This window comes from Delftia sp. JD2, assembly GCF_001682645.1.
Classification (GTDB): domain Bacteria; phylum Pseudomonadota; class Gammaproteobacteria; order Burkholderiales; family Burkholderiaceae_C; genus Comamonas; species Comamonas acidovorans.
This window is the reverse complement of sequence record NZ_LFJT01000004.1, coordinates 1-15535: the sequence shown is the minus strand read 5'-3', so window position 1 is coordinate 15535 and position 15535 is coordinate 1. Positions and strand designations below refer to the sequence as shown.

Annotated in this window: 10 protein-coding genes; 4 read left to right on the top strand and 6 right to left on the bottom strand. The window is 67.1% G+C overall.

Annotated features, from left to right (window positions below; translation table 11 throughout):
- The first annotated feature begins 17 nt into the window (after positions 1 to 17).
- Positions 18 to 659: an urease accessory protein UreG gene (gene ureG, locus ACM14_RS03155; RefSeq protein WP_016446573.1), complete on the top strand. Its 642-nt coding sequence runs from the start codon at positions 18 to 20 to the stop codon at positions 657 to 659.
- Positions 660 to 678: 19 nt separating this feature from the next.
- Here the strand turns inward: ureG and ACM14_RS03150 are convergent, their stop codons facing one another.
- From ACM14_RS03150 to htpG, 4 genes are all read right to left on the bottom strand, one after another.
- The gene (locus ACM14_RS03150; RefSeq protein ID WP_012203109.1) at positions 679 to 1434 is read right to left on the bottom strand and encodes an exosortase H-associated membrane protein; all 756 of its coding nucleotides are present in this window, start codon (positions 1432 to 1434) and stop codon (positions 679 to 681) included.
- 10 nt (positions 1435 to 1444) lie between these two features.
- On the bottom strand, positions 1445 to 1996 hold the full coding sequence (gene xrtH, locus ACM14_RS03145; protein WP_034390117.1) for an exosortase H: 552 nt from the start codon (positions 1994 to 1996) through the stop codon (positions 1445 to 1447).
- A 149-nt stretch (positions 1997 to 2145) separates the two neighbouring features.
- A complete protein-coding gene (locus tag ACM14_RS03140) occupies positions 2146 to 5754 on the bottom strand; it encodes a DUF11 domain-containing protein (protein ID WP_065345308.1) in 3609 nt (1202 codons plus the stop codon).
- A 365-nt stretch (positions 5755 to 6119) separates the two neighbouring features.
- Positions 6120 to 8072 (bottom strand): molecular chaperone HtpG, encoded by a 1953-nt coding sequence (gene htpG / locus ACM14_RS03135; protein ID WP_065345307.1) that lies wholly within the window; start codon positions 8070 to 8072, stop codon positions 6120 to 6122.
- Positions 8073 to 8315: 243 nt separating this feature from the next.
- Between htpG and aqpZ the strand changes: the two genes are divergently transcribed.
- The 3 genes from aqpZ to ACM14_RS03120 all read left to right on the top strand — a co-directional run bounded on the left by aqpZ (position 8316) and on the right by ACM14_RS03120 (position 12273).
- The gene (gene aqpZ / locus ACM14_RS03130) at positions 8316 to 9020 is read left to right on the top strand and encodes an aquaporin Z (RefSeq protein ID WP_012203105.1); all 705 of its coding nucleotides are present in this window, start codon (positions 8316 to 8318) and stop codon (positions 9018 to 9020) included.
- Positions 9021 to 9235: 215 nt separating this feature from the next.
- Positions 9236 to 11461, top strand: coding sequence for a TonB-dependent siderophore receptor (locus ACM14_RS03125; RefSeq protein WP_065345306.1), 2226 nt, complete (start codon positions 9236 to 9238; stop codon positions 11459 to 11461).
- A 131-nt stretch (positions 11462 to 11592) separates the two neighbouring features.
- Positions 11593 to 12273 carry a Fe2+-dependent dioxygenase gene (locus ACM14_RS03120; RefSeq protein ID WP_012203103.1) on the top strand — a complete coding sequence of 227 codons (681 nt, stop codon included), beginning with the start codon at positions 11593 to 11595 and terminating at the stop codon, positions 12271 to 12273.
- A gap of 24 nt (positions 12274 to 12297) precedes the next feature.
- Here ACM14_RS03120 and ACM14_RS03115 read toward each other — a convergent pair whose 3' ends face one another.
- Positions 12298 to 14709 (bottom strand): TonB-dependent receptor, encoded by a 2412-nt coding sequence (locus ACM14_RS03115; protein ID WP_065345305.1) that lies wholly within the window; start codon positions 14707 to 14709, stop codon positions 12298 to 12300.
- A 120-nt stretch (positions 14710 to 14829) separates the two neighbouring features.
- Positions 14830 to 15535, bottom strand: a 706-nt coding sequence (locus ACM14_RS03110) for a FecR family protein (RefSeq protein WP_065345304.1), incomplete at its 5' end; no start/stop codon positions are given.

Sequence of the window (15535 nt, the reverse complement as noted above, 5' to 3'; positions counted from 1 at the left end):
CTTACCCCAAGTCCACCATGAACACCCGCACCAAGAAACTCCCCCCGCTGCGCGTCGGCATCGGCGGCCCTGTCGGCTCCGGCAAGACCACGCTGCTGGAGATGCTGTGCAAGGCCATGCGCGCCCACTACGACCTGGTGGTCATCACCAACGACATCTACACCAAGGAAGACCAGCGCCTGCTGACGGTGGCCGAGGCCCTGCCGCCCGAGCGCATCATGGGCGTGGAGACCGGCGGCTGCCCGCACACGGCCATCCGCGAGGACGCCTCCATCAACCTTGAAGCCGTGGACCGCATGCTGCGCCAGTTCCCCGAGGCGGACATCGTCTTCATCGAAAGCGGCGGCGACAACCTGGCCGCCACCTTCAGCCCCGAGCTGTCGGACCTGACCATCTACGTGATCGACGTGGCCGGCGGCGAGAAGATTCCGCGCAAGGGCGGCCCCGGCATCACCAAGAGCGATCTTCTCGTCGTCAACAAGACCGATCTGGCGCCCTACGTGGGCGCCAACCTGTCCATCATGGAAGCCGACACACAGCGCATGCGCGCCCACAAGCCCTATGTGATGGGCAGCGTGAAAAGCGGCAAGGGCCTGCGCGAGGTGATCGACTTCATCACCGAGCGCGGCCTGCTGCCGCCCATGCCCGCGCAGGCCTGAAGACGGCCGCGCACAACCTTCAGCGCTGCGGCGTGCCGCTGGTGGCCTTGGCCTTGGGCAGGGTGGCCGCGCTACTGGAGGACACCAGCGGATGGCCGGTGGAGGTGGCGGCGCCATCGGTCTGGCGCCAGGCCGAGGGCTTGGGTGCCACCATGGGCTGCGGTGCGGCAGCAGGCGCGCGGCTGCGGTTCCAGGCCGGCAGCAGCACGCGGCGCACAAAGCCCATGTCCAGCGCCAGCCACAGCAGCACCGGGCACAGCGTGGGCACCATCAGCCCGCCCATCTGGTAGGCGTAGACGATGGCCTCCAGCTGCCATGTCTGTATGCCCAGCACGTTGAGGTCGAGCCGTGCCGCAAGGCACAGCTGCATCAGCACCTGCGAGACCACGCTGAAGGTCTGCAAGGGCAGCAGCGCCACATAGCCCACCAGGATGCGCCACCACCGGCCCGGACCCCAGGCCGCCAGCAGCATGGCCACCAGCACCGGCAGGCCGTAGCCGTAGCGGGCGGGATCGACCTCGACGATGGCCTCGGCGCGGCGCCAGCCGGTCTGCTCGTTGGAGACCTGGACCGAGGAATTGACGACCAGGTTGCGGGGCGTCTCCAGGTCCACGCGCTGCACCCAGCCGTTGGCGGCGTTCTCCAGCACCCACTTGCTCATGCCGGACACCGGCACGGCCAGCCAGCCGGCCGCCAGCGTCCAGGCCAGGGTCAGCACCACGATGCCGCCCATGGCCAGGGCCGCGAAGCGCGAGATGGGATTGCGTCCGATCATGGCCTGCTCCTCAGGCGGCAACGGCGGCGGAAGCTGCAGCGGCGGGCGGCAGCGGCGGCTGGCCGCCATCATCCTGCGACGGCGCCTTGCGGCCGCTCCAGCGCACCCACAGCAGCCAGAACACCAGCACGTCCAGCATGATCAGCGCCTGCCAGAGGTACTCATGCGCGAAGTTGAAGGCCGTGGTGCTCCACTGGCCCAGGTAGAACAGGCTGATGACGCGCAGCACATTGATGGCCTGCACGGCCACGAAGCCGGCCAGCAGGCCCACCAGCTTCTGGCGCCATGAGGAGGGGAAGGCCATCACGGCGGCAAACAGCACGATGTAGGCCTCCAGGCCATTGCAGCCGGCCTCGATGGAGACGCCGAAGCCCGTGGCCGTGTTCCACAGCACCTTGCCCGTGGCCGAGGCCGTGCTGTCGAACCAGGTGACCAGCGAGGCGCAGATGTGCGCCAGGAAGGCCGTCCAGGGCAGCACGATGTGCTGCTGCACCCAACTGAGCAGGTTCAGCCCGAACATCGTCAGCTGGATGGCCAGAAAGATCAGAAAGAAGCGCAGCATGGCAGGTCTTGGAGTGTTGGTTGCCGGGCTTGCGACCTGGCAGTTGCGAAACAGTGTCCCTCTATAGGCTCGCATTATCTTCGGACCGCTCAAAGACGACAAAGGCCGGTGCGTGAATCACGCCACCGGCCCTTGCCGTCACGGGCGCATCACCGACGCTCGCGCCTGCGCATGGTCCCCAGCGCCATCAGTGCCAGCAGGGACGACATCAGCATCAGGCCCCACTGCGACAGCGTGGGAATGCTGGCCGTTCCGCCCGGTCCCGGCTTGAGCGGCGTGGTGGTCGTGCTCTTGTCGTTGTCGGGATTGCCGTCGCCGGGCACCGAGACCGTGGCCGAGTTGACCAGCGGGCGGGCGCCCTTGTAGGGCTTGTCCAGCTTTGTCTCCAGCGTGAAGACCGCCGTGCCGCCCTGGGCCAGCTGCGGCACGCTGCAGGTCACGGTGCGCGTGCCGCTGGCGTAGCTGCAGCCTGCCGAGGCCGAGACGAACTCCAGCCCGGCGGGCAGCACGTCGGTCACCGAGCCGCCCGCGGGCGACTGCGGATCGCGGCCGTAGTTGGTGACGGTCAGCGTGTAGCTGGCCGTGTCGCCATCGTCCAGCGGGCCGGCGGGGCCCTGCTTGCCGATCCCCAGGTCCACGGCATTGCCCTGGCGGCTGGTGGAGGTCCGGTCGGTGGTGGTGTTGTTGACGATCACATCGCCGCCATTGCTCAGCCATTCCGTCTCGAAGGGCTTGACCGAGGCCTCATGGTAGATGGTGCCGCCCGATGCCTTGTCGGGCAGGGTCTGTGCGCGCATCTTGAACTTGATGGTCATGCTCTGGCCCGGAGCCAGCGCCGGGATGGTGCACTGCAGCGGCCCGCTGGTCGCGTTCAGCGCCGGCTGCACGCCGCACCAGGATGCGGAGGCGCCGGGAATGCCGGCCAGCGCCAGGCCGTTCTGGTAGCTGAAGGTGGCCGTGGAGCCCGATGCGGGGAACTTGTCGGTCACGACCACCTGGGTGGCGTAGGAGGGGCCGGAGTTGGTCACCGTGATGGTGTATTCGGTGTCCTCACCCAGCACCAGGCCGTCCGCCGTGTGGCGCATGCTGATGTTCACATCCAGCTCGGCACGCTTGAGCCGGGCCTTGGCCTCGGCCTGGTTGTTGGCCTTGGTCAGTTCCTCGGTGGTGGTGTCGACGGCGACCGTGTTGAGGACCTCCGTATCGGCCGCCAGATCGCCGCGCGAGCGCATCTTGTAGCTCACGGTGTACTGCGCGCCTGCAGCCAGCGGATTGGTCCAGGCGCATTCCAGCGTACCGCCCTGCACGCCATCGGTGGCAGCCGGAGTGCAGGTGCCGCCGCCGGTGACCGTGGGCGTGCCGATGAAGATGGCGTCTGCAGGCAGCACGTCCTTGAGCGTGACATTGGCGGCCGACGAGGGGCCGTAGTTGGGCACCGTGACCGTATAGGTCAGCGGCTCGCCCGCAGCGGCCACCTTGGGCGAGACCTGCTTTTGCGCCGCGATTTCCGCGATGGCCTGCACGGTGATGCTGGCCGTAGAGGAATCGTTGCCGGGATCGGCGTCATGGATGTCCAGGGACTGGGCCGAGGCCGCGTTGGCATAGGTGCCGGTGGTGGCGCGCTTGGGACGGATCTTGACCTCGATCACCACCTCGGCCTCCGGGGCCATGGAGGAGATGTCGCAGGTCAGATCGCGCGTCTCGCTGTTGACGCCGCCCGAAGGGGTGCCGCAGCTGGCGTTGGCGCCGGAGACGATGCGGCTGGAGACAAAGCCGCCGCCCGGGTAGGTGTACGGCACGGGGTTGCCGGCCTCGTCCACCGGGTTGACGCCCACGATGCGCACACCATCGGTCTGCTTGACCAGGGATTGCAGAGAGTCGCGCACGCGGACATTCGTCACCGTCGTGCTGGCCGAATGGTTCTTCACCACCAGCTGGTAGGTGACCTCCTCACCGCTCTTGATGGAGGCCGGCGGCACAGGGCTGACCACGCTCTTGACGATGCCCACATCCACCTTGTCGGCAGACACGGTGACGGTCGCGGAGGTGGTGGCCGACGCATTGTCCCGGCCGATCACGCCAGCGGAGGCGTTGTTGGTGAAGTCCAGATGGCCCGAAGCCAGCGTGACCTTGGCCCTGACCTTGATCTGGCGGCTGGCGCCCACGGCCAGGCCCGCTGTCGAGGTGCAGCTCAGGGTGGAGCAGGTCCAGTCCCCCGCGCCGGTGCCCGCACCGGACATGCTGACGATGGCCATGCGGCCGTCTGCGGGGTTGTCGGTCACGGTGATCTGCTGATTCGGCAGCACGGGCATGGGGCCGGTGTTGGTCACGGTGATCGTGTACTCGAACTCCTGGCCTGCCAGCACCGGGCGGCCAGGGCCTGCCTTGGCCAGCCTCAGCCGTGCATCGTTGCTGAAGCTCACCGCCGCGCTATCGGTGTTGTTGGTCTTGTTGGGCTCGTTGAGTTCGGGTGGAACCCCGATCACGCCCTGATTGACCAGTTGCGCACCCGGCGTTCCACCCGCAGCCACGCTGGCCTTGAAGCGGATGGCCTGCATGTTGGCGTAGCCGGCCACCGGGTACTCGCCCGCATGGGTGCAGGTGATGGTGCCGCTGTTGTGGCCGCAGTTCCAGGGCGCCGTGCTGCCGTCGAAGCCCGTGAAGGTCACGCCGGCCGGCAGGGTGTCGGTGACGGTAAGGTCACGAGGCACGAGCGAGCCGCCTTCGCGGCGCGGCTGCAGCGTGTAGGTGACCTCGGTCGCCTGCAGCGCATCCAGCACCGTGGGCGCCACCTGCTTGCGCAGCGAGACATCCACGAACTCGCTGCCGCTGGAGACCACGGCGGCGCTGGCGGTGTTGTTGCCGGACTGGCCGTCAGGCATCTCGGTGCTGGCGTCCTTGTAGCCCTTGACGCTGGCAGCGCCGGCAATGGTGCCGCTCATGTTGGCGATGGCCGGCACGGAGATGGAAGGCAGCACGGCGCCCGGCAGCACGGGGCCGCTGCGCGTGCAGCTGAGCTCGCCCGAGATCAGCGGATAGCCCGAGGCGGGCATACAGCTCCAGCCGCTGCCTGCAGGCGCGCCGGTGATCACGGCCCCGTTGGGCACGGGAAAGCGCACCACGGTACGGCCACCGGCGGGCACCTCGGACGGGCCCTTGTTCTGCACGTCGATGGTGTACTGGAAGGCGCCGCCGTTGGCGACGCTGGCGGGAGCCGCCATCGCGATGGCCAGATCGGCGGCCTCGGTGGTGGTGAAGTTGCGATCGAGCTGCGTGTTGTTCTGGTCGTTGTCGTAGTCGGGCGAGGCCATGCGCGCGCTGGCCACGGCGCGCCAGTTGGTGCCGACGGTCGGCAGGATGACCTCGAAGCCCACGGACTTGAAGCCGTCGGCGGGCGCCAGGTTGCCGATGTTGCAGACCAGCGTGTTGTTGCCTGCGGTGAGCACCGTGCCGGCAGCCGGTGCCGTGCAGGTGATGCCGCCCGGGCTGCTGCTGTAGCCCTGGAACACGGCTCCCACGGGCAGCACCTCGGTCAGGGTGACGCCTACGGCGTCGGGACCGATGTTGTTGTGCCTGACCTTGGCCACATAGGTGAAATTGCCGCCGGCAGGGCCTGCCGATGCGTCCTGTCCGTCATAGAGACCGTCCTGGTTGACCAGGATGTCGGTGTCGGCCGGCGCCGCCACGGCAGCCGCTGTTGCCAGCAAGCCGCCGGACAGCAGCGCACGCGCCAGCCAGCCCTTTCTCGTGAAAGCCATACAAACCTCTCTTTTGCTTCGTTGACAGCGCCGAATGCCGCAGGCACGGACGCACGAGGTGCCCGGCTGGAACAGCTCTGTCAGAAAGCCGACTACCGGACGCACCAAAAGGAGGCATGATGGTTCTTTATTACCAAAAGTAAATATGATCTGGAATTTTTAACAAAAGTGAGTATTTAGAGGTATTTGTGAGTTTTTCGTGAGTCGACCTTTTTCGGTCGGTTTTCCTCACGGAACGCAGACGTGAAAAAGCCGGTGGCAGCTTGGCTGGCACCGGCTTGCAATGCTGATCTGCCGCGCGGCGGCGCGGCAGTGAGCAGGCACTAAGGCCTAGGGAATGCGGCGAGGCAATCCTTGTGAGGAACTCACGCCAGCAGCGCGTTCACGCGCCTGACGTAGGCGGCCGGGTCCTCGGGCATGCCGCCTTCGGCCAGCACGGCCTGGTCGAACAGGATGTTGGCCAGGTCATGGAAATGCACCGATCCGTCCAGCTTCTTGACCAGCGGATGCTCGGGGTTGACCTCCAGCACGGGGCGGGCGTCCGGCGCCTGCTGACCGGCCTGCTTGAGCAGGCGCGCCAGCTGCAGGCTCATGCCGCCGTCCTGCACCACCAGGCAGGCGGGCGAGTCCACCAGGCGCGTGGTCACGCGCACGTCCTCGGCCTTGTCCTTGAGCGCTTCCTTGAGCTTGGCCAGCAGGGGCTTGAAGGCTTCGGCTGCTTCCTCGGCGGCCTTCTTTTCCTCTTCGTCCTGCAGCTTGCCCAGGTCCACGGCGCCCTTGGCCACGGACTGCAGCGGCGTGCCGTCGAATTCGGTCAGGTAGCCCATGGCCCATTCGTCCACGCGGTCGGCCATCAGCAGCACTTCGATGCCCTTCTTGCGGAAGACTTCGAGCTGCGGGCTGTTGCGGGCTGCGGTCAGGGAGTCGGCCGTGATGTAGTAGATCGCGTCCTGGCCTTCCTTCATGCGGGCCTTGTAGTCGGCCAGCGAGACGATGGCCTCGTCCTGGCTGGTGGAGGAAAAGCGCAGCAGCTTGGCGATGCGTTCCTTGTTGGCAAAGTCCTCGCCCAGGCCTTCCTTGAGCACGGGGCCGAACTCGGCGTAGAACTGGCTGTACTTGCCTTCCTTGGCCTTGTCCTCTTCGCTGACCACGTCGGTGACGCCGTCGGCCGCCGCGTCAGCGGCAGCGTCGTGGCGATCGTGCTTGGCCAGGTCTTCCAGCATGGACAGCACGCGCTTGGTCGAGCCGTCGCGGATCAGGCGCACGTCGCGGCTTTCCTGCAGCAGCTCGCGGCTGACGTTCAGCGGCAGGTCGGCCGAGTCGATCACGCCCTTGACGAAGCGCAGGTAGCCGGGCATCAGCGCCTCGGCGTCATCCATGATGAAGACGCGCTTGACGTAGAGCTTGACGCCGGCCTTCTTGTCGCGGTTGTAGAGGTCGAACGGCGCCTTGGCCGGGATGAACAGCAGCTGCGTGTACTCGGTGTTGCCCTCGACGCGGTTGTGGCTCCAGGTCAGCGGGTTCTCGAAGTCGTGGCTGATGGCCTTGTAGAAGTCCTGGTACTGCTCGGCCGTGATGTCCTTCTTGGGACGCGTCCACAGCGCGCTGGCCTTGTTGATGGTCTCCCACTCGCCCGTCTTCTCCATGGTGCCGGGCTGGTCGTTCTCGCCGTCCTTCCACTCCTCTTTTTCCATGAGGATGGGCAGGCTGATGTGGTCGGAGTACTTGCCGATGACCTGCTTGATCTTCCAGGCGTTGAGGAACTCCTCGGCCTCGGGGCGCAGGTGCAGCGTGATGCTGGTGCCGCGCTGGGGGCGCTCGATCTGCTCGACCTCGAACTCGCCCGTGCCGCCGCTGGTCCAGCGCACGCCTTCGGAGGCCGGCAGGCCCGCGCGGCGTGTTTCCACGGTGATCTTGTCGGCCACGATGTAGCCCGAGTAAAAGCCCACGCCGAACTGGCCGATCAGCTGCGAGTCGGACTTCTGGTCGCCCGACAGCTTGTCCATGAAGGCCTTGGTGCCGCTCTTGGCGATGGTGCCCAGGTTGTCGATGGCTTCCTGCTCGCTCATGCCGATGCCGGTGTCGGCAATGGTCAGCGTCTTGGCAGCGGCGTCGAAGGACACGCGCACTTCCAGGTTGGGCTGGTCCTCATAGAGGGAGGCATCGTTCAGCGCCTCGAAGCGCAGCTTGTCGCAGGCGTCGGAGGCGTTGGAAACCAGCTCGCGCAGGAAGATCTCGGGGTTGGAGTACAGCGAATGCGTGACCAGGTGCAGCAGTTGTGCAACTTCGGCCTGAAAAGAATGGGTTTGCTTGCTCATGCAGACAGTGTCCTATGTCCTATGGGTTCACAACAGGGAAAAAATCAGCCCTCATCTCGGGCCGGCGAGCGCATTATCAAGACCCCGCCGCCCCTGTGGCGGCGCAGGCTCTGGACGATTGTTCACTTTTTCGCCCTCACGGCGGGGCTGGCGCAGGGCTATAACTGCGCCACTTTCCGCTGTGCGGCGGACGGTGCGCGCAGGGCCCGGGCGCAATGGCGGGCCTGCTTCAGGAGATTTTCCATGCACAGCTCTGTTCAAAAATGGTCCGCAGAATTCCTCGGAACCCTGTGGCTGACCCTGGGCGGCTGCGGTGCGGCCGTGCTGGCCGCCGCCTTCCCGCAGGTGGGCATCGGCCTGGTCGGCGTCTCGCTGGCCTTCGGCCTGACGGTGCTCACGGGCGCCTATGCCTTCGGGCCCATCTCGGGCGGGCACTTCAACCCGGCCGTCTCCGTGGGCCTGGCCATGGGCGGGCGCTTTGCCTGGAGCGAACTGCCGGGCTACATCGTCTCGCAGGTGCTGGGCGCCATCACGGGCGCGGCCATCCTCTATGTGATCGCCACGGGCAAGGCCGGTGCCGACATCGGCGGCTTTGCCACCAACGGCTACGGCGCGCATTCGCCGGGCGGCTACGGCATGACGGCAGCCCTGGTCACCGAGGTGGTGATGACGGCCTTCTTCATCCTGGTCATCCTGGGCGCCACGGCCAAGCGCGCGGCAGCCGGCTTTGGCGGGCTGGCCATCGGCCTGTGCCTGACGCTGATCCACCTGATCTCTATTCCCGTGACCAATACCTCGGTCAATCCCGCGCGCAGCACGGGCCCGGCCCTGTTCGGCCCCGAGATCGCCATCTCGCAACTGTGGCTGTTCTGGGTGGCCCCCATCGTGGGTGCGCTGATCGGCGCCGTGATCTACAAGGCCCTGCTGGCCAACCCGGCCAACGAATAAGGCCAGGGACGGGCGCTGCAGGCGCCCCGCAGAAGACTCAAGCGGCTGGCGACAGCCGCTTTTTTCATTGAATCTTTGGTGAAACACGGTTTTCGTTTGTTGCATGGCGGCAACGCGAAGGACTTTCACCCGGCACAAACCAGCCAACTTTACGAAGCAGAAACCGAACACTAGTGATTCGCAATAACAATCCGCGGGCTTTCATCGGAGTGAACATGAGCAAAATCCAACAAATCCTCCCCCCCGCGAACCTCACCCAGCTGGCCCTTGCCGCTGCCCTGTGCCTCGCGGGCACCCCGGCCTTCGCGCAGACCAGCACCACGCTGGGCACCGTGAACGTGACGTCTTCGACCGAAGCGCCCGTCAAGACCGACAACGCCTCCTCGGCCAAGTTCACGGCCCCGCTGGTGGACACGCCCAAGACGGTGCAGGTCATCAACGAGGAAATCATCAAGCAGACCGGCGCGACAAGCCTGCAGGAAGCCCTGCGGTCCACGCCCGGCATCACCTTCGGCAACGGCGAAGGCGGCAACCCCTCGGGTGACCAGCCCTTCATCCGCGGCATGGATGCCCAGGCCAGCACCTTCGTGGACGGCATGCGCGACATTGCGGCCGGCACGCGCGAGGTGTTCAACCTGGAAGCGGTGGAAGTCATCAAGGGCGCCGATTCGGCCTATGCAGGCCGTGGCGGCGCTGGCGGCTCCATCAACCTGGTGACCAAGAAGTCCAGGAACGAGAACTTCATCAGCGGCGACGTGGGCCTGGGCACGGACAGCTACCGGCGCGCCACCATCGACGCCAACCGCGTGCTGGGCGAAGGCGTGGGCCTGCGCCTGAACGCCATGGTGCACGACGCCGACGTTCCCGGCCGCAGCGGCCCCGAGAACAAGCGCTGGGGCATCGCCCCCACGGTGACCTTCGGCATGGGCACGCCCACCGAGGTCTCGCTGTCCTGGCAGCACCTGCAGACCGACAACATTCCCGATGGCGGCGTGCCCTACCTGTACAGCAGCACGGCTGCGGCCGGCCTGCGCGGCGGCAGCGTGGTGCGTCCCACCTACGGCAACAACCGCGACAACTGGTACGGCCTGACCAGCCGCGACTACGAAAAGGAAAAGAGCGACCTGTTCACGGCCACCGTGGAGCACAAGTTCACCGACACCCAGAAGTTCCGCAACAGCCTGCGCTACAGCAAGACCGAACAGGACTACCTGTGGACCCAGCCCGACGACAGCAAGGGCAATGTCGTCAACGGCTATGTGTTCCGCCGTGGCAATGCACGCGTGGCCGACATCAAGACGCTGCAGAACCTCTCGGAATTCACGGGCAAGGCCCAGACCGGCAGCGTGGGCCACAGCTACTCGTTCGGCCTGGAACTGTCCAAGGAAAAGGCCGAGTCCCGCATCGCCGCGCTGCAGACCACCAACACCACCTGCACGGCCGCCAGCCTGTGGTGCGCCTCGCTGAACAACCCCGACAGCAGCCCGCTGTGGAACCTGCCCGTGACGCTGGGCGACCCCAGCCACAACCAGATCGACACCGTGGCGCTGTACGGCTTCGACACGCTGAAGTTCAACGACCAGTGGTTGCTCAATGCCGGCCTGCGCATGGACCACTACAAGCTCAGCTCCTCCGGCCCCGCCGGCCGCAACACGCCGGCCTATGACCTGAGCCGTTCGGACACATTGTTCAACTACCAGCTGGGCCTGGTCTACAAGCCGGCCACCAACGGCAGCATCTACGCCAGCATCGGCACCTCCTCGCGCCCCGGCGGCTCCATGCTGGGCAACGGCAACGAGGACCTGGGCATCTCCACCGACCAGCTGGCCAACCTCGCTCCCGAGAAGACCCGCTCGCTGGAGCTGGGCACCAAGTGGGACCTGATGGAAAAGCGCCTGGCGCTGACCGCCGCGCTGTTCCGCAACGACGTGACCAATGCGCGCATCACCGAAAACGGCGTCACCTACATGGGCGGCAACAAGGTGGTCAACGGTGTGGAGCTGGGCTTCACGGGCAGCGTGCTGCCGGGCCTGAGCGTCTTCGGCGGCTACACCTACATGGACAGCGAGCAGAAGAACGCCGGCGCGGGCAGCGTGGCCAATGGCCAGCCCTTCCCCAACACGCCCAAGCACAGCTTCAGCCTGTGGACCAGCTACAAGCCCATGGCCAAGCTGACCGTGGGCCTGGGCATCTACGCCCAGAGCAGCGTGAACCAGAGCTACATCCTGTCCACGGTGGATGGCGGCATCGTCACCAAGGGTGCCAGCGGCTATGCGCGCTACGACGCCATGGTGGCCTACCAGATCGACCGCAACCTGACCGTGCAGCTGAACCTGTACAACCTGGGCGACAAGGTCTACTACAGCGGCATCCGCTCGCCCCACTACGCGACCATGGCCGCAGGCCGCTCGGCCGTGGCCTCGCTCAAGTGGACGTACTGATCTGCTGATCGCCCCGCGCGAACGCGCAGCGGCTTGACGCTGCGCAGATCACCGCAAAGCCCCGCAGGCCATCGCCGCCTGCGGGCTTTTTTGCGGGACACTCGCTTATTCCCCCCTGAGGACCGCCTGCCATGATGCTCCGCATACCCGCCCTGCTCAGCCCCGACGAAGTGCGCCAGTGCCGCCAGGCGCTGGAGCAGGCCCCGTGGCAGGACGGCCGCGCCACGGCCGGCCCTCTGGCGGCCCAGGTCAAGGCCAACCTGCAGCTGCCGCTGGACAGCCAGGCAGGCCAGGCGATAGGCAACCTCATCCTCGACAAGCTGGGGGCCAGCGCGCTGTTCATGTCGGCCACCCTGCCGCTGAAGGTGCTGCCGCCGCGCTTCAACCGCTACGAGGGCGGCGGCACCTATGGCAACCATATAGACAACGCCATCTTCACCATCCCCGGCACGGCCATCAAGGTGCGCAGCGATGTCTCCACCACCGTGTTCTTCAGCGAGCCCGACGAGTACGAAGGCGGCGAGCTGATCGTGGAGGACACCTTCGGCCACCAGAGCGTGAAGCTGGCCGCAGGCGACGCCATCGTCTACCCCGGCACCAGCCTGCACCGCGTCAACCCCGTCACGCGCGGCACGCGCTACGCCAGCTTCTTCTGGACGCACAGCCTCGTGGCCTCGGACGAGAAGCGCCGCATCCTGTTCGACCTGGACCAGCAGATCCAGCAACTGACGGTGCGCCACCCGGGCGACCCCGCGCTTTCCGCGCTGTCCGGCACGTACCACAACCTGTTGCGGATGTGGTCGCAGGCCTAGTGGCACAGCCGCCAGGCAGCCGCATCAGAACCTGTAGCGGGCCGTGACCAGCACATTGCGCGGATCGCCATACACGCCCGTGCCATAGGAGCCCAGGCCCGGCATATAGGTCTTGTCGAACAGGTTGTTGACGTTCAGCGTCACCGACCACTGGCGGTCCACGTCGTAGCGCGCCATCAGGCCCACCAGCGCATAGGCGCGCTGGTCGGCGCGTGCATAGGGTGCGGAGGATTGCTGGTAGTAGGTCAGGCTCTGCCAAGCCAGCGAGCCGCCCACGGTCCACTGCGAGCCCAGCCGGTAGCTGGTGCTGAGCTTGAACAGGTGGCGCGGCTGGTTGGTGTTGACGGCGCTGAGGATCACATCGGGCTGGGCCGGCGCGCGCGAAGTACGGTAGGTGTAGCCGCCGTAGATGTTCCAGGCCGGCGTGATGCTGCCCGACACCTCCATCTCCACGCCCTTGCTGGTCACGCCGTCGATGGCCGCATAGACCTCTTCCCCGGTTTCCGGATTGGCGCTGACGTACTGCGCGGCATTGCGTTGCTGGATGTGGAACAGCGCCAGCGAGGCGTTGAGCCGGCCGTCCAGGAGCTCGCCCTTCACGCCCACTTCGCGGCTGCGGCCGGTGAGCGGCGGCAGCGGGCTGCCGGCTGCGTCCTTGTAGTAGGTCTGCGGATTGAAGATATCGGTCTGGCTGGCGTACAGCGACAGCTGGCGGTTCAGGTCATAGACCACGCCTGCATAGGGCACGGTCTTGTGCGCCACGCGCAGCGCGTTGTTCACGCCGTAGCTGCCGTCCAGGCCCGTGGTGTCGTCCAGCATGTCGTACCAGCTCACGCGCGCGCCCAGGATCACCGACAGGTCGTCCGTGGGCCGCAGGCGCGCGGCGCCGAAGACGCCCTTCTCCACGATGCGCGTCATGCGGTGGTCGCGCAGCTGGAAATCGGGCCGGGGCACCTGGCCGTCCCACTCGAAGTAGTTACCCACGGGGCCGTAGGCGTTGGTGTAGCCGGGCGCATGCCGGCGCTGGCGCGACCAGCTGGCGCCGAACGACAGCTCGTGCTCGCGCCCGAACAGCTGCAACGGCCCGGACAGCGCCGCATTCACGGCCTGCGTGGTGGCATCGGTGGGAATCTTGTTGGACAGCATGTTGATGCCCAGGCCGCTGACCGGGTCCACCATGCCGTGGGCGGCCACGCCGACCTCCACGTCGCGCGACTGGCGCAGCCGGCTGGCCGACAGGTCCGCCTTCCAGCCATTGCCGAAGCTGTGCTTGAGTTCGGCAAACAGGTTGGTGCTGTCGTTGTCCCAGTACGACCAGCGCGCGGCCGGGTTCAGCGAGGTGGGGAAATGCGTGCGGCTGCCATCCTTGAAGAACAGCGGGATGTGGCCGAAGCTGGCCCCGTTGGCGCGCGTCTGCATGTGGTCAATGCCCAGGCTGGCCACCGTGCTGGGACCCAGGTCGGCCTCGATGATGCCGTACAGGCTGCGCACGTTGCGGCTGTAGTCGTCCACATGGGACTTGGCGTTCTGCGCCACGGCCACCACGCGGGCGCGCACGCGGCCGTCCTCGGTCAGCGGCGCGGAGATGTCGCCCACGCCGCGCAACCGGTCATGGCTGCCGATGGCCGCCTCGGCCGAGGCCTGGAAGGTCTTGGTGGGCCGCTTGCGCACCAGGTTGACCACGGCCGACGGATAGCCCGCGCCCGTGAGCAGGCCGGTCGCTCCCTTGACCACTTCCACGCGGTCATAGATGGCGCTGTCGGCCAGCGAGGTGGTGTACTGGTTGGCCGAGTCCATGGTGTTGGGCACGCCGTCGAACTGGAAATTCTCGATGGCATAGCCGCGCGAGTAGAAGGTGGTGCGCTCGCTGTCGTTGCGGCCCACGGTAATGCCGGGTGTCTTCTCCAGCACCTCCGGCAGGCTGGTCAGGCCCTGGTCGTCCATCAGCTGGCGCGTGACCACGCTGACGGACTGCGGCGTCTCGCGCTGCGACAGGCCCAGCCGTGTGGCCGTGCTGGACTGGCGCGTGGCGTAGGAGCCCGTGCCTTCGGAGACCGCGCTGCGCTCGGCAGCCGCCGTCACGTTGACCGTGGCCAGCGTGGCGCCTGCAGCGGCAGCGGGCACCACCTGCTCCACCCGCCGCAGCGCATAGGCGCCGCTGGCCTGGCGCACGGCCTGCCAGGCGGTGCCGGCCAGCAGGGCCTCGAAGGCAGCCTCCACCGTGTAGCTGCCGCGCAGGCCCGCGCTGCGCTGTCCGGCCGTCTGCTCGGCCGTGAAGATCAGGGCCACGCCGGCCTGGGCGGCCGTGCTGCGCAAGGCGGCATCCAGCGGGCCGGCAGCGACGTCATAGCTGCGCTGGGCCTGGGCCAGCACGGCGGCGGGCATGAGCGCGATGGCCAGCGCCAGCGCGGGGCGGGGCATGAAAAGGGGTTGCATGGTCCTGGGTTCTCCCTGTGTTCCGATGTCGAAAATCAAAGCTCTCGGAAACAAGGAAGCGCGGCGCGGGAAATCGGGTCACCCCCGGCGCAAAAAAATGCGAAAAGGAAGAAAAAAGCCTCAGCCGCGCGCCTGCGCAGGCTCCACCACCACCCACCAGCGCGTGCGCCAGCGCAGTTGCACGGGCAGCGCACCGGGCAGCATGGCCAGCACGGCGTCCGTGCCATCGATGCCGCCTTCGTCCAGCGGGAACACGCCCGAGAACCGCAGCCCGGCCACGGCCGGATCGGCGTGCAGCCAGCCGGGGCGGTAGCGGTTGAGCTCGGCCAGGAAGTCGTCCAGGCGCTGGTTGTCCACCCACAATTGGCCCCGGCTCCAGGCGTCGTCCGCAGGGCCGGCCGGCTGCACCGTGCTCCAGCCCGTGCGCGTGAAGTCCATGGCCTCGCCCGACTGCAGACGCAGTGCGGATGCGCCTGTGCCGGCCGGGCGCAGTTCCACGGCGCGCTCGAACACCGCCACGCGCGCACCTGCATGGCTGCTGCGCACCATGAAGCGCGTGCCCAGGGCGCGCACGCGGCCGTGGGCGGTCTCCACCACAAAGGGCAGATCGCCCAACGTTCCTGCGGGATGGCCGGTGGTGAACAGCGCCTCGCCAGCCATCAGGCGCAGCCGGCGTTCGCTGCCGTCGAACTGCAAGGCCACGGCGCTGCCGGGGCCCAGCAGCATGTCCGTGCCGTCGGGCAGGGTCCAGCGGCGGCGCTGCGTGCCCGAGGCATAGTCGGCCGCCATCTGCTGCCACTGCGGCGTGCGGCTGGCCAGCCAGCCC